This is a genomic window from Neisseria sp. P0021.S005 (genome assembly GCF_051956955.1).
The window spans coordinates 1-560 of the sequence record NZ_JBQCWY010000883.1 but is presented as its reverse complement, the minus strand read 5'-3'; the positions used below and the strand labels follow the sequence as shown (position 1 = coordinate 560).

The 560-nt window shown below is 47.0% G+C and carries 1 pseudogene; it reads left to right on the top strand.

From position 1 onward, the window contains the following. Window positions 1-364: 364 nt before the first annotated feature. A pseudogene (locus tag ACTHUE_RS19955) lies at window positions 365-560 on the top strand (dihydroxy-acid dehydratase); the annotation flags it as partial.

Genomic DNA, 560 nt, shown 5'->3' with positions numbered 1-560 from the left:
CTTCTGTCTTGGTAATATGCCCTTCACTAATTGCATAATCGATCATCTTGCCTGCTTTTCTGAATTTGCCTTTATCAATTAATTGCGCCTCTATCGGGAGAGACGGCTTCAAAGGAAGTATTGTCTTTCAAAAACTGTAAATAATGCTAGGATTTCTTGCCATCAAGGTCGTCTGAAAAACAGTTTTCGTAAAGTCGAAACCTTGTTTCAGACGACCTTTCGTTTCGCTTAAAGCATTTCTTATTATGCGGTATTTCATATAAAATACCGGTCTAAATGCCGTCTGAAACAAAGGTTGCTCAAGTCGATACCTTTATTTCAGACGGCTCGTCTTTCAAAATACCACCCCTCTGAGGAATACCCCATGCCAGAATACCGCTCCAAAACCTCCACCCACGGCCGCAATATGGCGGGCGCACGCGCATTGTGGCGCGCCACCGGCGTGATGGAAACCGACTTCGGCAAGCCCATCATCGCCGTTGCCAACTCGTTCACCCAATTCGTGCCCGGCCATGTCCACCTGCACAACATGGGTCAGCTGGTTGCCCGCGAAATTGAAA